Below are 20,804 nucleotides of genomic sequence, written 5' to 3'. Positions count from 1 at the left end.
CGCCAAGATGCGTCATTTCGACTATCGCGACGGCGTGCTGCACGCCGAAGGCGTCAGCCTTGCTTCGATCGCGCAAGACGTCGGCACGCCGTTCTACTGCTATTCGACCGCCACGCTGGAGCGGCACTACCGGGTGTTCACCGAGGCCTTCGCCGGCCTTGATACGCTGGTGTGCTATGCCATGAAGGCCAATTCCAACCAGTCCGTGCTGCGCACCCTGGCCAAGCTCGGCGCCGGCGCCGACGTGGTGTCGGGCGGCGAGTTGCAGCGCGCGCTGGCGGCCGGGATTCCGCCGAGCAAGATCGTGTTCTCCGGCGTCGGCAAGACCGAGGCCGAGCTGCGCGCCGCACTCGCCCACGACATCAAGTGCCTCAACGTCGAATCCGAGCCCGAGCTCGAACTGCTGTCGCGGCTCGCGGTCGAGACCGGCCGCACCGCGCGGATCTCGCTGCGGGTCAATCCGGACGTCGATTCCGGCACTCACGCCAAGATCTCCACCGGCAAGTCCGAGAACAAGTTCGGGATTCCGATCCGCCACGCCCGCGAAGTCTATGCCCGCGCCGCCAAGCTGCCGGGCATCCAGGTCACCGGCGTCGATGTCCATATCGGCAGCCAGATCATCGACCTGGCGCCGATGGAAGCGGCGTTCCGCATCGTCGCCGAATTCATTCACGTGCTGCGCGGTGACGGTCACACCGTCAGCCACGTCGATTTCGGCGGCGGTCTCGGCATCCCGTACTACGAGGATCGCGACGCGCCGCCGGAGCCGTTCGCCTATGCGGAGATGGTCAAGCGCGTCACCCACAATCTCGGCTGCACGCTGCTGTTCGAACCGGGGCGGATGATCGTCGGCAATGCCGGCATCCTGGTCGCCAAGGTGATCTATGTGAAGCACGGCGACGGCAAGACCTTCGTGATCATCGACGCGGCGATGAACGACCTGATCCGCCCGACGCTGTACGAGGCGTATCACGAGATCCTGCCGGTGGCGGAGCCTGCGCCCGGTGCCAAGATGATGGTGGCGGATGTCGTCGGTCCGGTGTGCGAGACCGGCGATTACCTCGCGCTCGACCGCAAGCTGCCCGAGCTGAAGGCCGGCGATCTGATTGCGATCATGACGTCGGGCGCTTATGGCGCCGTCCAGGCGTGTACTTACAACACCCGTGCGCTGGTGCCCGAAGTGCTGGTGAAGGACAATCAGGTCGCAGTGGTGCGTCCGCGCATCGAGGTCGAGCAACTGATCGCGATGGACAAACCGGCGCCCTGGCTGTGAGTCGGTCTCTCTCCTGAAACAAAGGGGTGGGACCGCCAGACGCGGCGTACAAAAATAACTGGCGGTCCCGATCGCGCTTAAAATCCGCAGCGGTGAACATGCGGCTTCACCGGCCACGCGCGCGACGGCCGACCGTAGCGAACCGGCAAATCCGAGCAATTTGAACTGTTTTTTAACCTAACCACTCAACCTTAACGCGGCGGCCCGAACCGCCGCGCCGGTTGGCTGGTACCAATTTTCGCCTCAGCCGTTGTCGATCTCTGCGAACACTTCGCGGGCGATCCGGAAGCTGTCGACGCCGGCCGGGATGCCGGCGTAGCAGGCGACCTGCATGAAGATCTCGCGGATCTCGTCCTTGGTGACGCCGTTGGTCAGCGCGCCCTTGATGTGCGCGCGCAGCTCGTGCGGCCGGTTGAGGATCGCGATCATCGCCAGGTTGAGCATGCTGCGGGTCTTCTTCGGCAGCCCGTCGCGTCCCCAGATCGCGCCCCAGCAATACTCGGTGACGAGTTCCTGGAACGGCTTGTTGAAGTCGTCGGCGTTTTTCAGCGCGTTCTCGACATAGGCCTCGCCCAGCACCGCCTTGCGGATCTCCAGCCCCTTGTCGTGCGTCGTCTTGTCCATTGCGCGTCCTCTGGTGGGAAGTTCGCCGGAACACTACGGGGCACCGGCTGTGGCGTCACGCGTTCGTGTCGCGGTGTGATGCGCGCAGTGGTGGCGCAGGGCGGTGCCTCATTGCCGCCGTTGTGCTACGCTCGTGTGAGCAGCAACCCGGAGAGATGGTTGAGCGGCAGCATTCCCGATCCGTCGCAGGCCCCGCACGATGAAGAGGCGGTCGCGCGGCTGCATCTGGACAAGGCGATCGGGCGGGCCACGCTGGCGATTGCCTGGGAGCGCGCGTGGCCGCATCTGGCGCGGCTGATGAGCGTCGTGGGCCTGTTCCTGGCGCTGTCCTGGGCCGGGTTGTGGCTGGTGCTGCCGTTCTCGGCGCGCATCGCCGGCTTGGTGTTGCTCGCCGCCCTCGCGCTCGGCGCGCTGATCCCCGCCATCAGGTTCCGTTGGCCGAGCCGCGACGAGGCGCTGGCGCGGCTCGACCGTAATACCGGCCTGAAGCACCGCCCGGCCACGGCGCTCGGCGACACGCTGGCGTCCGGCGATCCGGTGGCCCGCGCGCTGTGGCAGGCGCAGCGCGACCGCACCCTGGCGACGATCCGCGGCCTCAAGCCCGGCCTGCCGTCGCCGCGGCTGCCGATCCACGATCCCTGGGGGCTCCGCGCCCTGGTGGTGATCCTGCTGGTCGCGACCTTCTTCGCCGCCGGCGAGGAGCGCACCCCGCGGGTGATGGCGGCGTTCGACTGGAAGGGCGCGATGTCGCCGTCGACCGTCCGGGTCGATGCCTGGGTGACGCCGCCGGTCTATACCAACAAGCCGCCGATCATTCTCACCGCCGCCTCCAATAAGGACCTCGGCACCCCGGGCAGCGGCCCGCTGCCGGTGCCGGTCGGCTCGACTCTGCTGGTGCGCTCCAGCGGCGGTGATCTCGACATCGCGGTCGGCGGCGGCGTGGTCGAGGTCAAGCCGGACAGCGAAGCCCCCAAGGGCACCAGCGAACGGCATTTCCGTATCACCGGCGACGGCACCGCGCGGGTCCGAGCGCCGTCGAGCGAAGCGCCGTGGAGCTTCACCGCAACCCCGGACAAGGCGCCGGCGATTGCGCTTGCCAAGGAGCCGCAGCGCCAGGCGCGCGGTTCGCTGCAGCTGTCCTACAAGCTCGAAGACGATTACGGAGTGACCGAGGCCGAGGCGCAGTTCGCCGCCGCCCCGCCGGCCAAGGCTCCGGGCACGAAGTCCGCGGATGCGCCGCGGCCGCTGTTCGAAGCGCCGCAGTTCAAGCTGGTGCTGCCCAATGCCCGCACCCGCGCCGGCGTCGGTCAGACCGTCAAGGACTTCAGCGAAGATCCCTATGCGGGCGCCGAAGTCACGCTGACCCTCACCGCCAAGGACGAGGCCGGCAATCAGGGCCACAGCGAGCCGTTCGCGATGCGGCTGCCGGAGCGGCTGTTCACCAAGCCGCTGGCGCGCGCGCTGATCGAACAGCGCCGCATCCTGGCGCTCGACGCCAATGCCAATAGCCAAGTGTACGCCGCGCTCGATGCGCTGCTGATCGCGCCGGAAGTGTTCACGCCGGATGCCGGCCAGTATCTCGGGCTTTACACCATTGCGGATCAGCTCGAACGCGCCCGCACCGACGATGCGTTGCGCGAGGTGGTGAGCAATCTGTGGTCGCTGGCGGTGTTGATCGAAGACGGCGATGCGTCGGATGCCGAGAAGGCGCTGCGTGCCGCACAGGACGCGCTCAAAGACGCGCTGGAGCGCGGTGCGCCCGACGACGAGATCAAGCAGCTCACCGATAAGCTGCGCGCCGCGCTCGACGCCTATATGCGCCAGCTTGCCCAGCAGCTTCGCAATAATCCGCAGCAGCTCGCCCGCCCGCTTGATCCCAACACCAAGGTGATGCGGCAGCAGGATCTCGAGAACATGCTCCAGCGGATGGAGCGGCTGTCGCGCTCCGGCGACAAGGAAGCCGCCAAGCAATTGCTCGATCAGCTCGCCCAGATGCTGGAGAACCTGCAGATGGCGCAGCCCGGCCAGGGCGGCGACAGCGGCGACATGGAGCAGGCGCTCAACGAGCTCGGCGACATGATCCGCAAACAACAGCAGCTCCGCGACAAGACCTACAAGCAAGGCCAGGATCAGCGCCGCGACCGGATGCGCGGCCAGGACGGCGAGCAGAACCTCGGCGACCTGCAGCAGGATCAGCAGAACCTGCACGACCGGCTGCGCAAGCTGCAGCAGGAGCTCGCCAAGCGCGGCCTCGGGCAGAGCCCGCGCGGTGACAAGGGCGAGCAGGGTCAGCAAGGGCAGCAGGGCCAGCAAGGCGAGGGCGGTCTCGACCAGGCCGACTCCGCGATGGGCGATGCCGAAGGCCGGCTCGGCGACGGCAATGCCGACGGCGCGGTGGACTCACAGGGCCGCGCCCTGGAAGCGCTGCGCCAGGGTGCGCAGAAGCTCGCCGAAGCGATGCAGCAGGGCGACGGCGACGGTCAGGGCGATGGCCAGGGCAACCGCCCCGGCCGCCAGCAGAGCGGCGCCAATCAAACCGATCCGCTCGGCCGCCCGCTGCGCGGCCGCGATCTTGGTGATGATCTCACCGTGAAGATCCCCGGCGAAATCGACGTCCAGCGCGTCCGCCGCATCCTCGAAGAACTCCGCCGCCGCCTCGGCGACTCCGGCCGCCCGCAGATCGAACTCGACTACATCGAGCGGCTGCTGAAGGATTACTAAGTCGGCTTCTTTGCCTGCCACGTCATTCCGGGGCGCTCGCGCAGCGAGCGAACCCGGAATCCAGAAGTTGGAGCGCCGGGCGGCCCCCAAATAGGAAACTCACTGCCTGCGTCGCCCTCACCCCAGCCCTCTCCCGCAAGCGGGAGAGGGGGCGCGCTGCGAAGCGGGGATGGCGTTGGTGATTAGTTTCTCTTCTTCGCCGTCAGCGCATCCGCAACTGCGGTGCGGATGTCGGCCACCGAGAACGGCTTGGTGACGACGTCGTGCACGATGGCGTCGAGGCCGAAGGCGCGTTCGCGCTGATCGGCGAAGCCGGTCATCAGCAGGATCGTCAGCTCGGGGAAGTCGCGCGCCGCGGCGAGCGCCAGCGCGATGCCGTCCATGATCGGCATCTTGATATCGGTCAGCAGCAGGTCGAACTTGCCGTTCTGGCTGGTGAGAATTTCCAGCGCTTCGCTGCCGTCTTCGGCCGTGACGGTCTCGTGGCCGTCCATGCCGATCGCACGGGCGACCAGCAGGCGCATCGACTCTTCGTCGTCGGCGATCAGGATGCGCGCCATCGTGTTATTCCCTCGTCGCGGCCGGCACCGGGCCGCGCGCAACCACACTGATCATGATTTCAAGCCCCGCCGGCCGCAATGTCGCGCCGGTTGAAGAAGCGCACGTCGATCGCGCGCGCCTCCGCCGGCGGCGAGGCGAGGCGCGTTCTGAACCAGGCGATCTCGCCCGGCCGCAGCGCCTGTTGTTCGAGAACCGCGTTCCAGGCGTAGATCTCGGTGCCCTTGGCGTCACGCACCGAGAACCGCAGCCGCGGCACGTCGACGGGCTTCTTGGCTTGGCCGATGATCACGCCCTGGATCACCAGCACGGGTTTGGATTCCACGGTCTCGCGGCTGATCCGCACGTCCTTGATCGCCAGCCCGCGCAGGTTCACCTCGAAGCCGATCAGCCGATAGAACGCCGCCGTCTGCGGCATCAGCCGGACGATGTCGGCGCGCCAGATCAACAGACCGAGCGCCACCGAACCGAACACCGCGATCGCGAGCGGCGCGGTAAAGAGACCCTTGGCGGCTTTCAGCGGCTCCTTGCGGAATTCCGCCAGCCGCTCCTTCATGCTGCGCGGCTTGCGCTTGCTTCCGAACGACGGTTTGCGCTTGCGCCGTGGCGGCAGCGGCTCTTCTTCGTCGCCCGGCGCAGGCTCGTGGGCCAGCGCGCGCGTGAACGGATCCTGGTCGCCTTGACCCGGCAGGTCGGCGGTAATCGGTGGGCTCTCGACGACCGGGGTGTCCTGCTCGTCCTCGGTCACGCCCCATCCGGGATCGTTGGCGAGGTCGTCGGTGGCCGGCTGCTGTTCTTCGACCGTCATGGCGGCGACACGGACGTCGCTCTGCACGTCTTCGGGCCGCGCCAGCCAGACTTCCTTGCACCGGGAACAACGCACCGTCCGGCCGGCATCTCCCAGTTTGGCCGGATCGATCGCATAGGATGTCGTACAATGCGGGCAGACGATATGCATGGCGAATCGCTGGCTATAAGGTTCGTCCGATCGTACCGGCCGTCCGTTAACGAATCGGAAACCATAACCGCCTCACAACGGCGGCACGGGCAGATGGCGTGGCGTGCCCTTTCTCCCCGCGCCGATCGAAATCGGAGCTGAACGTGGTCCGCTTCGAAAATGTCGGCCTGCGCTATGGGCTTGGTCCGGAGATCCTCCGCGACCTCAATTTTGCAATTCCGGCGCACTCGTTTCAGTTCCTGACCGGACCGTCCGGCGCGGGCAAGACCTCGCTGCTCAGGCTGCTGTTCCTGTCGCTGCGGCCGACCCGCGGCTTGGTCAATCTGTTCGGCAACGACGTGTCGCTGCTCGGCAAAGACGAGGTCGCGGCGCTGCGCCAGCGCATCGGCATCGTGCTGCAGGACTTCCGCCTGCTCGACCACATGACCACCTATGAGAACGTGGCGCTGCCGTTTCGGGTCACCGGGCGCGACGAGTCGAGCTATCGCAAGGAGGTCATCGACCTGTTGAAGTGGGTCGGGCTCGGCGACCGCATGGACGCGCTGCCGCCGGTGCTGTCGGGCGGCGAGAAGCAGCGGGCCGCGATTGCCCGGGCGGTGATCGGCCGGCCGCATCTGCTGCTCGCCGACGAGCCGACCGGCAATGTCGATCCGACGCTGGGACGCCGGCTGCTGCGGCTGTTCGTGGAATTGAACAAGACCGGGACCGCGGTGGTGATCGCGACCCATGACATCAATCTGATGGACCAGTACGAAGCGCGCCGCCTGGTGCTGCACCAGGGCCGGCTGCACGTTTATGAATAGGCAGGGGCCGTTGCGCAGAGCCGACGAACGCGACGTCATGGTGGACCTCGGGCATGAACGCCCGCAGGTGCCGCCGAAGGCGCGCAATGCGTCGCCGATCGTGCCGCGCGCCTCGATCTCCGGCCGTGCGCTGGTCGCCGTGGTGGCGATCATGACGTTCCTGGCCTCGATGACCACCGGCGTGGTGATGCTGATCAGCGCTTCGGCGGCGGAGTGGCAGTCCGAAGTGTCGAGCGAGCTGACCGTGCAGGTGCGCTCGCTGCGCGGCCGCGATCTCGACCGCGATGCCGACCGCGTCGCCGACGTTGTGCGCAGCCAGCCCGGCGTGGTCGAGGTGCGGATCTTCACCAAGGACGAGTCCGCCAAGCTGCTGGAGCCGTGGCTCGGCACCGGACTGTCGCTCGACGAACTGCCGGTGCCGCGGGTGATCGTGGCGCGCGCCGCTCCGGGCAGCGGGCTCGATCTGGCCGAATTGCGCCGCCGCGTCACCGAGGCCGCGCCCAGCGCGACGGTCGACGACCATCGTGCCTGGATCGAGCGAATGCGGTCGATGACCGGCGCCACGGTGTTCGCCGGTATCGGCGTGCTCGGCCTTGTCATCGTCGCCACCATCATCTCGGTGTCGTTCGCCACCCGCGGCGCGATGGCGGCCAACCGGCCGATCGTCGAAGTGCTGCACTTCGTCGGCGCCAGCGACAGCTACATCGCCAACCGCTTCTTCCGCCACTTCCTGCTGCTCGGCCTGCAGGGCGGACTGATCGGCGGCGGCGCAGCGATTTTCGTGTTCGGCTTTTCGGAATCGGTGGCGACGTGGTTTTCCGGCACGCCGGTCGGCGACCAGTTCGCGGCGCTGCTCGGCACCTTCTCGCTGCGCCCCACCGGCTATCTGGCGCTGGCCGGCATGGCGGTGCTGATCGCCGGCATCACCGCCTTGGCCTCACGCCGTACGCTGTTCAGCACGCTGAACTCGATCGAATGAGCCGGAGATTGATCCGCGCGCTACCGCCGCACCGCTCCGGCCGTTCGACCATCCGGCGGACTCCCTTTCGCCCGAAATCGCATTAGAGTCCGGGCAGCTTCCGCAACCGCCGCCAGCGGTGCACAAGGCTCGTGAAACGAGGTCTATCGCACGTCCCATGTCGTCGTCGTCCGATCGCAGTGAGCTGTCTTCGTCGCCCGGCCGTCCGGCCGGACGCGGCGGGCGGCTGCGCGCCACCATCGTGGCGGTGCTGGCGCTCGGCTTCGTGATTGGTGCCGGCGGGTTCGTGGCGTTTCTGGCGCAGCTGCATGGCGCCGAGCAGCAGCCGCGGCGCAATGCCGACGGCATCGTGGTGTTGACCGGCGGCTCGTCGCGGGTGTCGGACGCGGTCGAATTGCTGGCGGCCGGCTACGGCAAGCGGCTGTTGATCTCTGGCGTCCACCGCACCAACGGCGCCCGCGACATCTCGCGTTCGGTGCCGGAGAGCCGCGACTGGTTCACTTGCTGCGTCGATCTCGACCGCTCGGCGGTCGACACCCGCAGCAATGCCTCCGAAACCCGGCGCTGGGTGCAGGAACGCGGCTTCCGCTCGCTGATCGTGGTGACGTCGAATTACCATATGCCGCGGGCGATTGCCGAAATGTCCCACGCCATGCCGGACGTCGAATTGATTCCGTTCGCGGTGATCGGCGACAAGTGGCGCGACGAGCCGTGGTGGACCAGTGGCGGAACGCTGCGGCTCTTGCTATCGGAATACGCCAAATACCTCGCGGTCGAGCTGCGGGTGCGCCTGTCCAAGCTCGGCATCGAGGTGATGCCCGAACCGGCCGATCAGGCCGAACCGACCGGCGCCCGCAAGCCGGCGACCGCTGCCGCCAACTGATCGGACCGTTCCGATGTTCGTGATCTTCCTGCGTTCGTTGATCTTCAACGTGCTGTTCTACGTCGTGCTGGTGGGCTGGGTGTTGGCCGCGACCGTGGCGGCGCTGTTCTCCGGCCGCGCGGTGGTGAAGGTCGCCAAGATGTGGGGCCAGAACAGCATCTGGCTGATGCGCCTGATCTGCGGCACCAAGGTCGAATTCCGCGGCCTCGAGAAGATCCCGCAAGGGCCGCTGATCGTCGCGCCGAAGCATCAGTCGATGTGGGAAACCTTCGCGCTGCTGCAGTTCTTCGACGAGCCGCTGTACATCCTCAAGCGCGAACTGACCTGGCTTCCGGTGTTCGGCCAGCTTCTGCTGCGCGGCGGCATGATCGCGATCAACCGCGCCGCCGGCGTCAAGACCCTGGTGGAGATGGCGCGCCGCGCCCGCGAGGAAGTGCGCCGCGGCAGGCAGCTGATCATCTTTCCGGAAGGCACCCGCCGGCCGGTCGACGCGCCGCCGAACTACAAGAGCGGCGTCGGCCAGATCTATGTCGATTGCGGCGTGCCGTGCCTGCCGGTGGCACTGAACGCCGGGCTGTTCTGGCCGCGGCGCCAGTTCATGCGCTACCCGGGCACGATCGTGGTCGAATTCCTCGATCCGCTTCCGGCCGGCCTCGATCGCCGCGAGTTCCTCAGGCAGCTCAGCGACGTGGTCGAAACCGCCACCAACCGCCTGGTCGCCGAAGCGCGCCTAGAGCAGGCACAGCTGTTCGGCCGCGTCCCCAGCGCCCAACCGCAGCAGGCGGAGCCGGCGCCGAAGCCGGAGAGCGAACAGGTCGGCTGATCCGTTTGCTGGCGCGTCAGCGGGGCGTCGGTGCTTCGTCGCGCAGCGCTTCGGCGAGTTGGTGCAGCGGCACGTCGCGGCAGCCCTGGGTTTCCAGTGCCTTCACGGTGGCGATCACGTAATCGCGGTTCGGGCCGGAGCGGCCGTGGCCCTGGCGGACATGGCGAAGCTGCTCGGCGTAAGAAAGCCGGCCGGCATATTGCGCGTGGCCGCGGTCGACCACGTAAGTGAGCGCGCTGATCCGGCGCCGGGCGTCGTCCTCCAGCCACACCGAGCGCTTGACCTCGCGATACACGCTGGTGACCTGCTCGCGCTCACGCAAATAAGCCACCGTCACCATCCGGTGCGCGTCGGCGACGCGGAACGCGATGCCGCGGCAGGCGCCACCGCGGTCGAGCCCGAGCACCAGGCCGGGCTGTTCCGGCGTGCCGCGGTGGACGAACGAATACACGCACAGCGCCCGGTGCTCGCCGATCAGCCGCGCCGGCACCCGCTCGACGAAGTCGAAGCCGGGATTCCACATCAGCGAGCCATAGCCGAACACCCAGAGGTCGCCCTCGGACAGTTCGGATTCAGTGAGCGTTTTGGCGGACATGCGTGCAGGCGGGCTATCGTGCAAATGACAAATTCAGTCCTTACCCCATCGGGCCATGAAGCGTGAGCGGTTTGCCGCGCGGGTCGGCCGCGTTCGCGGCATGGCGTGCGGCAGCCGGTCGCGGATTCCCTTTTCGGGCTTCTCCCCTTAAGTAGGCGCGATGGCAGATTTCCCAATTTCCTCCCGCCGCCCGTTGTGGCCGGTGCTGTTGCTCCCCGGCGTGGTGGTGCTGGCGGCGCTCGCCTGGAGCGCATTCTGGCTGTTCTCGGCAAGCCAGGTCGACCGCATCGTCGACCAGTGGCGCGCGCGCGAGGCGGCGGCCGGCCGCAGCTATGATTGCGGCCAGCGCTCGGTTGCGGGCTTTCCGTTCCGGCTGGAAGTTCGCTGCGAGAACGCCAGCGTCGCGCTGACCTCGCAGACCGCGCAGCAGGCCGCGACCCAGACCCCGGTGACCGCCAAGCTCGGCGAGATCCTGGTGGTGTCGTCGCTGTATCAGCCGAGCCTGCTGATCGCCGAGTTCAAGGGCCCGGCGAGCTTCGCCGACCGCGGTCAGCCGGTGTCGATGGAGCTGAACTGGAAGACCGCGCGCAGCAGCGTGGCCGGACTGCCGGGCACGCCGGAGCGCGTCGCCCTGGTGTTCGACGAGCCGGCGCTCGACGGTTTCCGCGGCGACACCCGCGTGCCGCTGGCGCGCGCCCGCCATGCCGAGCTGCACGGCCGGCAGCGTGAGGCCACCGGCGCCGAGCCCCGCCAGCTCGAAGTCGATCTCAGCCTCGACGGCACCTCGGTGCAGGACCTGCATCCGCTGCTCGCCGATCCGTTCGATGCGCATCTGCGTCTGTTGATCAGCGGCCTGAAGGATTTCCGCCCGAAGCCATGGCCGCAGCGCTTCCGCGAGATCCAGGCTGCCGGCGACCGCATTCAGTTCGAGCAGGCGCGGATCCAGCAGGGTGACATGGTGGCGGTCGCGACCGGTTCGCTCGGGCTGACCGCGCAGGGCTATGTCGACGGCGAATTGCAGATGGTGGCGACCGGGCTCGACCAGGTGATCCCCAAGCTCGGCATCGACAAGATGCTGGAGCAGGGCGTTTCGCAATCGACGCTCGACCGGCTGGCGCCCGGCGTCCGCGCCAAGGACGTCAACAACGTGCTCGGCGCGCTCGACCGCGCCATTCCGGGCCTCGGCCAGGTGGTGCGCAAAAATGCGAATGTTGCGGCCGTCGCCGGCATCGACGCGCTCGGCCAAGAGACCACGCTGGAAGGCCGTCCCGCCCGCGCCTTCCCGCTGCGCTTCGTCGAAGGCGCCGTGATGCTCGGCCCGCTGAAGGTAGGGCAGACCAAGCCTTTGTTTTGAGGCGCTCTCGGTTGATAGGCTGAAAGAGTATCGACAGCCCTGCTTTTGGAGTTAGTTTGAATATTTCTTGTCTAGAGTGGATTATCAGATGCTTTGTGAGTTAGCCTACGCATTTCCTCCTCGCGTTGCCGACTTTTTGGAGCGCGATCGAAATCTCAAGCGTAATTTTCGCGAAGAGTCTGTGACGGACCTATTGATAGCAAGTCTGACTGCCTTAGAGAAATTTGGAGTGAGGGTTGATTTGCCGGATGAGCCCACTACCGGTGGCGACATGGAGTGGATTTATGTCGCCCCGAAGGAGATCGGGGGCGGACGGTATCTTCGATTAATTATTCAAGCAAAACGGGCGCAATACTGTCGCAGTAATGGCGGCTATTGGTACTACCATCACCTTGATCACGGCGTTCCGCCGGGCAATCAGGCTCAAGTGCTGATGTCCTATGCGGCTAGTTCTGCGGTCGGAGCAGCTACACTCCCGCTCTACATGTTCTATCATCCGGCCAGCGCGCTGGTTGCAGCCCAGAATAATCGGCCAGCGATCGAGGGGGTCAATGTAGTTTTTGCTCGTCTGGTTGCGCCAATTGTGCAGGGCGGCTGTAAAAGGTCAGCGAAGAGAGTTGATTCTTGGCGAGACAATTTCATGCCATTGGCAGAACTGCTTTGTTGGCCAGTTCAGGTGCTGGGAGCGTCCGACCCAAAAGCCCCCTCAGCGACGAATTTCATGTTGGGGACACAGGATTTTCGACTACCCACGCTGGGTGCGGCTTTTCATCCCGACTTGGTGGCCGGGCGGATGAGAAGGCAGGCAAACCGATTCGGCGCTTCACGTTCCATGCCTCAAATCGAACCGGCCGAAGGATTGCCAGAAGATATTCGGCGTGGGGTCGAGGGAGTTAGTACAAAAGAAGATAGGAAGGTCCTTCACCGCCCTAGAGTCATTTTCACTACAGAAATATTACGGGGCAGTCCGGAGTTCGCGGCTGCGGACGAGATAAGCCGGCAAAGAGGCTAGGGCTAATGCAGCCCCGGCGCTTCATGGCCGGTGCGGGCGACGTATTCGGTGTAGCCGCCGCCGTATTTGTGCACGCCCTCCGGCGTCAGCTCCAGCACGCGGTTCGACAGCGCGGCCAGGAAGTGGCGGTCGTGCGACACGAACAGCATGGTGCCTTCGAAGTCGGCGAGCGCCTTGATCAGCATTTCCTTGGTGGCGATGTCGAGGTGGTTGGTCGGCTCGTCCAGCACCAGGAAGTTCGGCGGGTCGTACAGCATTTTGGCCATCACCAGCCGGGCCTTCTCGCCGCCGGACAGCACCCGGCAGCGCTTCTCGACGTCGTCGCCGGAGAAGCCGAAGCAGCCGGCGAGCGCGCGCAATGAGCCCTGGCCGGCTTGCGGAAACCACTCTTCCAGCGACTGGAACACGGTGAGTTCGCCGTCGATCAGATCCATCGCGTGTTGGGCGAAGTAACCCATCTTGACGCTGCCGCCGATGGTGACGCTGCCGTCGTCCGGCGCGGTGGTGCCGGCGACCAGCTTGAGCAGCGTCGACTTGCCGGCGCCGTTGATACCCATCACGCACCAGCGCTCACGGCGGCGGATCGCAAAATCGAGATCGTCATAGATGACGTGACTGCCGTAAGCCTTGCGGACATGGCTGAGGCTGGCGACGTCTTCACCCGAGCGCGGCGCCGGCGGGAAGTCGAACGCGATGATCTGGCGGCGGCGCGGCGGCTCGACCTTCTCGATCTTCTCCAGCTTCTTGACCCGGCTCTGCACCTGGGCGGCGTGCGAGGCGCGCGACTTGAAGCGCTCGATGAACGCCACTTCCTTGGCGAGCATCGCCTGCTGGCGCTCGAACTGCGCCTGCTGCTGCTTGTCGGCGAGTGCGCGCTGGCCTTCGTAGAATTCGTAGTCGCCGGTGTAGCTGGTCAGCGTGCCGGCATCGATCTCGACGATCTTGTTGACGATGCGGTTCATGAAGGCGCGGTCGTGCGAAGTCATCAGCAGCGCGCCCTCGAAGCCCTTGAGGAACTGCTCGAGCCAGATCAGGCTTTCGATGTCGAGATGGTTCGACGGTTCGTCGAGCAGCATCACGTCGGGCCGCATCAGCAGGATGCGAGCGAGCGCCACGCGCATCTTCCAGCCGCCCGACAGATTGCCGACGTCGCCGTCCATCATCTCCTGCGAGAAGGAGAGACCCGCCAGCACCTCGCGGGCGCGGCCTTCGAGCGCATAGCCGTCGAGTTCTTCGAAGCGGTGCTGCACCTCGCCGTAGCGTTCGAGGATCTGCTCCATCTCGTCGGCGCGGTCCGGATCGGCCAGCGCGTGCTCCAGCTCCTTCAGCTCGGCCGCGACTTCGCTGACCGGGCCGGCGCCCTCCATGGTCTCGGCGACCGCGCTGCGGCCGCTCATCTCGCCGACGTCCTGGCTGAAATAGCCGATGGTCAGGCCGCGATCGACCGACACCTGGCCCTCGTCCGGCTGTTCCTGGCCGGTGATCATCCGGAACAGCGTGGTCTTGCCGGAGCCGTTCGGCCCGACCAGCCCGATCTTCTCGCCCCGCAGCAGCGTCGCGGAGGCTTCGATGTAGAGGATCTGGTGGCCGTTCTGCTTGGAGATGTTGTCGAGACGGATCATGGGCTCACGCGGGGGGAGAAATGCTGCGGCGCGTTTAGCGGAAACAGACGCAATGCGCCAGACACGGCCAATCCAAGCCGGTCATTCCGGGGCGCGCAGCGAAGCTGCGCGAACCTGGAATCCCGAAGAGTTCTGCGATTCTGTCGTTCCACAACTGCAAGATTCCGGGTTCGCTTGCTAGCGCAAGCGCCCCGGAATGACGAGCGCGAGGGAGGGCACTCATCCCTCCGGCAGCACCGCGTTGCTCGGGGTCACCCGGTCGGTGATCTGCATGCCGAACAGGCTGCCGATCAGCTCCACCGCGACGCGGGCGGTGCGGCCGCGTTCGTCGAGGAAGGGGTTGAGTTCGACGATGTCGACCGAGCGCACCAACCTCGAGTCGTGCAGCAGCTCCATCACCAGATGCGCCTCGCGATAGGTGGCGCCGCCCGGCACGGTGGTGCCGACGCCGGGCGCGACCGAGGGATCGAGCACGTCGACGTCGAACGACAGATGCAGCACGCCGCCGGCGGCACGGACGCGGTCGATGACGCGGCGGATCAGCACCCCGACGCCGAATTCGTCGATTCCCCGCATGTCGACCACCGGGATCGCGCGGGCGCGCACCAGCTCTTTCTCCAATGGATCAATCGAGCGGATGCCGAACAGGTCGAGCCGGCTCGGCGGGACAGAGACCCGCGGCTCGTCGCCGAGCAGATGGTCGAGCCCCGGCTCGCCGCACAGGAACGCCGCCGACATGCCGTGCATGTTGGCGGTCAGCGTCGTTGCCGGGGTGTTGTAGTCGGCATGGGCGTCGAACCACAGCACGAACAGCGGCTTATTTTGCTCCTGCCAATAGCGCGCGACGCCGTTGACCGATCCCATCGACAGGCTGTGATCGCCGCCCATGAACAGCGGCACCGCGCCCGACTTTGCCAGCTCATAGGCGCGCGCTGAGATCGCCCCGACCCAGCTCTTCACCTCGCTGTAGTAATTAGCGTTGGCCGGCACCGGATCGTTGCCACCATCGAGCGCCGGGCGCATCATGTCGCCGTGATCTTCGACCGCAAAGCCGAGCTGATCGAGCACGCGGCCGATCCCGGCGGTGCGCAGCGCGGCCGGTCCCATCAGCGTGCCGCGCAGGCCGGCGCCGATCTCGATCGGTACGCCGAGCAGCGCGACGCGCCGCGCCGGCTCGCTGTGAGCGACTTCGGTCTGCGACATCGCCATGACGCCCCTTCAAATGCGCGCGTGACGCGCGCCGGAGCGCCGCGTCAGCTCAGGCTTTGAAATAGGTGATCTGATGCGTGGTCGCCAGCAGCCGCCCGCTCGGCGACCACAATTCGCCGGTCTGGTCGGAGAAGCTCTTGTGAAACACGTTGGCGTCGGCAACGCCGAGCACGGCGGTGATCGGCTCAGCGGCGAGATCGGCGGCGTCGACATGGAAATACGTCGTCATCGACACTGTGCCGATCGGCAACAATTCGCCGCGGACGTGGAAGATCCGCGCGAAGAACGCGTCCGCAATCGCCGACAGCGACAGCAAATCGAGCGTGCGCGGCACGGCGTGGCCGATCCACGCCTTGGTGTGCGGGCTCGCCGGCTCCGGCAGCGGGCCGTCGCCGAAGTTCGGCTCGTTCTCGACGAAGCGAAACTCGAACTGACGGATCCACGACGCCGCAACGGCGCCGCGCTCATACACCGGAGCCTCATCGTAGGTGGCGGTCTTCGGCATCTCGGCCGGGCGGTGCGTCCAGGTCTCGCGGCGCTGGGCGAACACTGCGGTGGCGAACACTTCGACGCCGGCGTCGCCTTGGCTGAGTTCAATGCCCCAATGCTGGGTCGAGCGCGTCGCCTTGATCAGCCGCGGCGTCAGCTCGAAGCTGCCGGCGCTGATCGGCGCGCAGAAGTTCACCGTGAAGGCCAGCGGATCGCCGGCGCGCTCCGGCTGCTGCATCAGGGCGCGCAGCAGCGTCGCCGCGGTGGCGCCGCCGAACTGGCCGACGAAGGCGTGGTAATCGTCGCTGGTCGCGCCCTGCCAGCGCCCGCCTTCGAAATCCACGCGCGTCGCCGCATCGAACGGATGCGGCGTTTGCTCGACCTTGGCGTCCATGGTGCGCTTCCCGTGTTGTTGCTCTTGTTGTGGCGCCAGCTTGCACCGCGGCGCAGCCGGGCGCAATGGCTGTCGGTCATCATGTGATGAGAGCAGGGCTGCGGCGGCGCGCATGCCACACGCGCTCGTCATTCCGGGGCGCCGCGCAGCGGCGAACCCGGAATCTCGGGGGTGTTGGAAAAACGTTCGCTACAAGCTCGGGATTCCGGGTTCGCGAGCTGCGCTCGCGCCCCGGAATGACGGGCTTGGGTCGGAGTGCGCTCGCTCCGCAGTACGTCGACTATCCCGCCTGCCGCGCCGGGGAGGGCTGGGTTGCCGGCTTGGTCGGCACGTTCCAGATCTCTTCGGCGTATTCGCGGATGGTGCGGTCGGATGAGAACCACGCCATCCGGGCGACGTTGAGGATGCCGGCGCGGGTCCAGGCGGAGCCGGCGCGCCAGCGTGCGTCGATGCCGCGCTGGGCCTCGTAGTAGCTGTCGAAGTCGGCGCTGACCATGTAGTGGTCGAGGTGGCGCAGCGCGTGCGCCACCGAGGCGAACCGGGCGCGGTCGTCGGGCGAGAACACGCCGGAGTCGATTGCGCGGATCGCGTTGGCGAGCTGCGGCGAACGGTTGATAACGTCGGTGGCGTCGAGGCCCTGGGCGCGGCGCGCCACCACTTCGAGCGCTTCCATGCCGAAGATCGCGATGTTCTCCGGGCCGACCAGATCGCGGATCTCGATATTGGCGCCGTCGAGCGTGCCGATCGTCAGCGCGCCGTTCAGCGCCAGCTTCATGTTGCCGGTGCCGGAGGCTTCCATGCCGGCGGTCGAGATCTGCTCCGACAGGTCGGCGGCCGGAATGATCACTTCGGCGAGGCTGACATTGTAGTCGGCGAGGAACACCACCTTCAGCTTGCCGCCGATCGAGGCGTCGTTGTTCACCACTTCGGCGACGTCGTTGATCAGCTTGATGATCAGCTTGGCGTAGCGATAGCTCGCGGCGGCCTTGCCGGCGAAGATCTTGACGCGCGGCACCCAGTCGCGGTTCGGCTCGTCCTTGATCGCCTGATACAGCGCGATGGTCTCGAGCACGTTGAGCAGCTGCCGCTTGTATTCGTGGATGCGCTTGATCTGGACGTCGAACAACGCACTCGGATCGATCCGGATGTTGTTGCGCTCACCGATCAGCCGCGCCAGCGCCACCTTGTTGCGATGCTTGACGGAGCGGAACTGCTGCTGGAATGCGCTGTCGCCGGCGAAGGCTTCGAGCCGCTCCAGCCGGGTCGGATCGTCCAGCACCTCGTCGCCGGCCACCGAGCGGACCAGATCGGTCAGGCCCGGATTGGCCAGCGTCAGCCAGCGCCGGAAGGTGATGCCGTTGGTCTTGTTGGTGATGCGGCCGGGGTAGAGGAAGTTGAGATCGTGAAACACGGTCTCCTTCATCAGATCGGAATGCATCGCCGAGACGCCGTTGACACGATGCGAGCCGATGAAGGCGAGGTGGCCCATCCGCACCCGGCGGCCGGCCTTCTCGTCGATCAGCGACACCGAGGCGCGGAATTCGATATCGCCCGGGCTGCGCGCCTCTGCGAGGCCGAGATGCGCCTCGTTGATCCGGTAGATGATTTCGAGGTGGCGCGGCAGCGTGCGCTGGAACAGGTCGAGCGGCCAGGTCTCCAGCGCTTCGGGCAGCAGGGTGTGGTTGGTGTAGCTCAGCGTCGCGACCGTGATGTTCCAGGCGTCGTCCCAGCGCAGCGCGTGGACGTCGACCAGGAGCCGCATCAGCTCGGCGACCGCGAGGCTCGGATGGGTGTCGTTGAGCTGGATCGCGGCCTTCTTGGCGAGGTTGCGGATCTGGCCGTCGGAATCCAGGTGCCGCTTGATCAGGTCCTGCAGCGAGGCGGAGACGAAGAAATATTCCTGGCGCAGCCGCAGCTCGCGGCCCGCCGGGCTCTCGTCGTTCGGATACAGGAATTTGCAGATTGCCTCGGCGCGCGCCTCGTGCGCGGTGGCGCCGAGATAGTCGCCGGTGTTGAACACGTCGATCAGCAGCGGGTCCGGCGCGCGCGCCGACCACAGCCGCAGCGCGTTGACGTGCTCGCCGCGCCAGCCGACGATCGGGGTGTCGTAGGCGATCGCCTGCACGGTCTCGCCCGGCGTCCACACCGCGCGGGTGTAGCCCTTGGCATCGGTGACCTGGTCGACATGGCCGCCGAACTTGACCTGATAGACCACCTCCGGCCGCTGCAATTCCCACGGGTTGCCGAAGCTCAGCCACTCGTCGGGGAATTCCTGCTGCCAGCCGTGGTTGATGATCTGGCGGAACAGGCCGTAGTCGTAGCGGATGCCGTAGCCGTAGGCCGGGATCTCCAGCGTCGCCATGCTTTCCATGAAGCAGGCGGCGAGCCGGCCGAGGCCGCCATTGCCGAGCGCGGCGTCGGGCTCGCATTTGCGCAGGTCGTTGAGGCCGACGCCGAGGTCGCCGAGCGCGGCGTCGAACTGCGCCAGCAGGCCCATATTGTTCAGCGAGTCGGTGAACAGCCGGCCGATCAGGAATTCGAGCGACAGGTAATACACCCGCTTGCGGCCGGCGTCGTAGCTCTCCTTCTCGGACACCAGCCAGCGGTGCACGATCCGGTCGCGCAGCGCCAAGGCGGAGGCCTTGTACCAGTCGTGCTTGGTGGCGTGCGCGGCTTCCTTGCCGATCGCCAGGGTCAGCTTGGCGAGGATCGCGCTCTTGATCTCCGCGAGCGCCAGCTCATCCAGAGGCGCCGACTGGGAGGAATTTTTTTCTGGTAACGACTGCACGGGCAAGTGACCATTCCAAGCGGATGAGACCACGACCATACAAACAATAGTCCCGGATCGAAACCCATGACGAGGGCATCGTTGCGGCGGGATGCCCGGCTTTTGTGCAAAGTCACGCGACTCGGGCTGCCTGCTCTGCAGGCGTGGTGCAGGTTTCAAGGCGGGAACACGCCTGATGGGCCAGAGGTGCGGGCCAAGGTTGCCGCCTCGTGCGCCATGCGATAAGAACAAATTTAGAACATTCTGCAAGATCTTGAGTTATCATCACGATTCGGCGCGGTGCGCCGTCTATATCTATGGTCTCAGCAAGCTTCCGAGGACGAGATGTCCACCATCGCCTTCGATCAGACGGCGCTCACCCGGATCGCCGATTTCGCCCGCTCCTTGTCGCGGCTGCATCAGCTCGCCCGCCGGCAATGGGTCGATGACGATCAGCTCGACCGCGAGTTCAACGCGGTGTGCGTGTCGATCTGGGGTTACTGCCCGGACGATCTGGTCGACGAGATGTTCGATCCTGCTGATCTGAGCTGGCTCGACACCCTCGACGAGGGCACCGCGCGGATCTTCGCCGCCGAGCACGGCTATGACCTGGTCGACGACACCGGCATGCTCAGCGACTGGTGGGGCTATTGCTGGATGATCCTGGCCGAAGCCCGCGGCCTGCTGACCGCCGAAAACCGCGCCGCCGCCCGCGCCCACCTCGAAGAATCCTACCGCGCCGCCCCGAACGTGATCGGGGTGATCGTCGGCAGGTAGGCGTCCGAGCATTGCGTGGGCAGCGTAGCGCTTCAGCCCCAGGTGTCATTCCGGGGCGCTCACGCAGTGAGCGAGCCCGGAATCTCGCGGTTGTTTGGTCGATAAGCCTCCCCGAGCCGCGCCGCCGCGGTGCCCTGAATCTCCGGATTCCGGGTTCGCGCCTGCGGCGCGCCCCGGAATGACGGGGAAGGAGGCGAACCTCTCAATTGACCGCGGCGCGGCGGCCGTGGGGGATGGGCTTCGGAGTCTCGACCGGCAGGGAGACGTCGCGGCCGAGTGCCGGGGGCGCCTGTTCGGCGATCTGCTCGTTGACCGGAGCGACCTTCATCTCGCCGAGGCGGGCGCGCAGGCTGGGAGTCAGGCCCGGATAGTCGGCGACCGGGGTGAAGTCCGGCGTCTGCTCGACGCCGAGACGGACGCCCGTATAGGCGGCGAGGCCATCGGCGGTGGCGACGATGTCACCGGCACGCAGCGAGGTGTCCTGCGACAGGTCGATCTGCGCAAGGCCGGCCGGATCGCGGCCGTTGCAGGTGCAGTCCGCCTTCAGCGCTTTGCGATAGGCGAACGCATTCGGCGAGTCGGCATAGCGCTCGCCGCTCGCCGAGCGGGCGCCGTCGATCTGGCTGCCGTAGTAAACCTTGGCATTGCCGGCCGGGCAGAACGCCTGGCACATCTGCGCCGGACTGGCGCCGGCGCGGAGTTGCAGCGGGAAGTACTTGCCGTCGCAGCTGCGCACGCAGAATGCCGGACCGCCGCCGGCGGAGGCCTGGCGCTGCGGTTGCGGCTGCTGGTTTTGCTGATTGAGGCCGAACGGGTCGGCGAAAAAGTTGGCCTGGGCCGGGGCGCCGTGCTGCGGCCGTTGCGGGCCGGCGCCGCCGAACAGGAACTCCAGCAGGTTCTGCGCCGAGGCGATCTCAGGAGCGGCGAGCAGCGGCAGAGCCAGCATCGCGCCGAGAGCGAGAA

General features: G+C 66.6%; 18 protein-coding genes. 9 read left to right on the top strand and 9 right to left on the bottom strand.

Going from position 1 to position 20,804, the window contains the following annotated elements:
- Positions 1-7 precede the first annotated feature (7 nt).
- Positions 8-1,273 carry a diaminopimelate decarboxylase gene (lysA, locus tag LRC39_RS24065; protein WP_346295895.1) on the top strand — a complete coding sequence of 422 codons (1,266 nt, stop codon included), beginning with the start codon at positions 8-10 and terminating at the stop codon, positions 1,271-1,273.
- Between the two features lie 243 nt (positions 1,274-1,516).
- On the opposite strand, the gene LRC39_RS24060 is transcribed toward lysA, so the two are convergent.
- Entirely contained in the window at positions 1,517-1,897 is a 381-nt protein-coding gene (locus LRC39_RS24060; protein ID WP_263989971.1) for a carboxymuconolactone decarboxylase family protein, read from the bottom strand.
- A 159-nt stretch (positions 1,898-2,056) separates the two neighbouring features.
- Between LRC39_RS24060 and LRC39_RS24055 the strand changes: the two genes are divergently transcribed.
- On the top strand, positions 2,057-4,618 hold the full coding sequence (locus tag LRC39_RS24055) for a TIGR02302 family protein (RefSeq protein ID WP_346295894.1): 2,562 nt from the start codon (positions 2,057-2,059) through the stop codon (positions 4,616-4,618).
- Between the two features lie 182 nt (positions 4,619-4,800).
- Here the strand turns inward: LRC39_RS24055 and LRC39_RS24050 are convergent, their stop codons facing one another.
- Positions 4,801-5,178 carry a response regulator gene (locus LRC39_RS24050; RefSeq protein ID WP_346295893.1) on the bottom strand — a complete coding sequence of 126 codons (378 nt, stop codon included), beginning with the start codon at positions 5,176-5,178 and terminating at the stop codon, positions 4,801-4,803.
- Between the two features lie 59 nt (positions 5,179-5,237).
- Positions 5,238-6,134, bottom strand: a complete 897-nt coding sequence (locus LRC39_RS24045) for an MJ0042-type zinc finger domain-containing protein (RefSeq protein WP_346295892.1) — start codon at positions 6,132-6,134, stop codon at positions 5,238-5,240.
- A 143-nt stretch (positions 6,135-6,277) separates the two neighbouring features.
- On the opposite strand from LRC39_RS24045, the gene ftsE reads away from it, so the two are divergent.
- The 4 genes from ftsE (at position 6,278) to LRC39_RS24025 (ending at position 9,622) form a co-directional block, all read left to right on the top strand.
- On the top strand, positions 6,278-6,937 hold the full coding sequence (gene ftsE / locus LRC39_RS24040) for a cell division ATP-binding protein FtsE (protein ID WP_011160268.1): 660 nt from the start codon (positions 6,278-6,280) through the stop codon (positions 6,935-6,937).
- On the top strand, positions 6,930-7,916 hold the full coding sequence (locus LRC39_RS24035; protein WP_199851776.1) for a cell division protein FtsX: 987 nt from the start codon (positions 6,930-6,932) through the stop codon (positions 7,914-7,916). Before ftsE ends, LRC39_RS24035 begins: the two co-directional genes overlap by 8 nt.
- A gap of 157 nt (positions 7,917-8,073) precedes the next feature.
- The gene (locus tag LRC39_RS24030; protein WP_264053671.1) at positions 8,074-8,799 is read left to right on the top strand and encodes a YdcF family protein; all 726 of its coding nucleotides are present in this window, start codon (positions 8,074-8,076) and stop codon (positions 8,797-8,799) included.
- Positions 8,800-8,812: 13 nt separating this feature from the next.
- Positions 8,813-9,622, top strand: a complete 810-nt coding sequence (locus LRC39_RS24025) for a lysophospholipid acyltransferase family protein (protein WP_346295891.1) — start codon at positions 8,813-8,815, stop codon at positions 9,620-9,622.
- Between the two features lie 16 nt (positions 9,623-9,638).
- Here LRC39_RS24025 and LRC39_RS24020 read toward each other — a convergent pair whose 3' ends face one another.
- A complete protein-coding gene (locus tag LRC39_RS24020) occupies positions 9,639-10,217 on the bottom strand; it encodes a gamma-glutamylcyclotransferase (protein ID WP_346295890.1) in 579 nt (192 codons plus the stop codon).
- Positions 10,218-10,377: 160 nt separating this feature from the next.
- Between LRC39_RS24020 and LRC39_RS24015 the strand changes: the two genes are divergently transcribed.
- Positions 10,378-11,571: a DUF2125 domain-containing protein gene (locus LRC39_RS24015; RefSeq protein ID WP_346295889.1), complete on the top strand. Its 1,194-nt coding sequence runs from the start codon at positions 10,378-10,380 to the stop codon at positions 11,569-11,571.
- Between the two features lie 88 nt (positions 11,572-11,659).
- Complete coding sequence (locus tag LRC39_RS24010) at positions 11,660-12,583, top strand: DUF6615 family protein (RefSeq protein WP_346295888.1); 924 nt, start codon at positions 11,660-11,662, stop codon at positions 12,581-12,583.
- Positions 12,584-12,585: 2 nt separating this feature from the next.
- On the opposite strand, the gene LRC39_RS24005 is transcribed toward LRC39_RS24010, so the two are convergent.
- From LRC39_RS24005 to LRC39_RS23990, 4 genes are all read right to left on the bottom strand, one after another.
- Positions 12,586-14,205, bottom strand: coding sequence for an ABC-F family ATP-binding cassette domain-containing protein (locus LRC39_RS24005; protein WP_346295887.1), 1,620 nt, complete (start codon positions 14,203-14,205; stop codon positions 12,586-12,588).
- Positions 14,206-14,424: 219 nt separating this feature from the next.
- The gene (gene rocF / locus LRC39_RS24000) at positions 14,425-15,408 is read right to left on the bottom strand and encodes an arginase (RefSeq protein WP_346297550.1); all 984 of its coding nucleotides are present in this window, start codon (positions 15,406-15,408) and stop codon (positions 14,425-14,427) included.
- A gap of 55 nt (positions 15,409-15,463) precedes the next feature.
- Positions 15,464-16,297: an acyl-CoA thioesterase gene (locus tag LRC39_RS23995; protein WP_264074902.1), complete on the bottom strand. Its 834-nt coding sequence runs from the start codon at positions 16,295-16,297 to the stop codon at positions 15,464-15,466.
- A 280-nt stretch (positions 16,298-16,577) separates the two neighbouring features.
- A complete protein-coding gene (locus LRC39_RS23990) occupies positions 16,578-19,124 on the bottom strand; it encodes a glycogen/starch/alpha-glucan phosphorylase (RefSeq protein WP_164573206.1) in 2,547 nt (848 codons plus the stop codon).
- Between the two features lie 285 nt (positions 19,125-19,409).
- Between LRC39_RS23990 and LRC39_RS23985 the strand changes: the two genes are divergently transcribed.
- A complete protein-coding gene (locus LRC39_RS23985; protein ID WP_107357183.1) occupies positions 19,410-19,841 on the top strand; it encodes a hypothetical protein in 432 nt (143 codons plus the stop codon).
- Between the two features lie 202 nt (positions 19,842-20,043).
- Here the strand turns inward: LRC39_RS23985 and LRC39_RS23980 are convergent, their stop codons facing one another.
- Positions 20,044-20,787 carry a DUF2865 domain-containing protein gene (locus LRC39_RS23980; RefSeq protein ID WP_346297549.1) on the bottom strand — a complete coding sequence of 248 codons (744 nt, stop codon included), beginning with the start codon at positions 20,785-20,787 and terminating at the stop codon, positions 20,044-20,046.
- Positions 20,788-20,804 lie beyond the last annotated feature (17 nt).

Origin of the sequence: Rhodopseudomonas sp. P1 (assembly GCF_039642825.1) — a bacterium.
Lineage (GTDB): Bacteria > Pseudomonadota > Alphaproteobacteria > Rhizobiales > Xanthobacteraceae > Rhodopseudomonas > Rhodopseudomonas palustris_H.
This window is presented reverse-complemented; position numbering and strand designations above follow the sequence as displayed.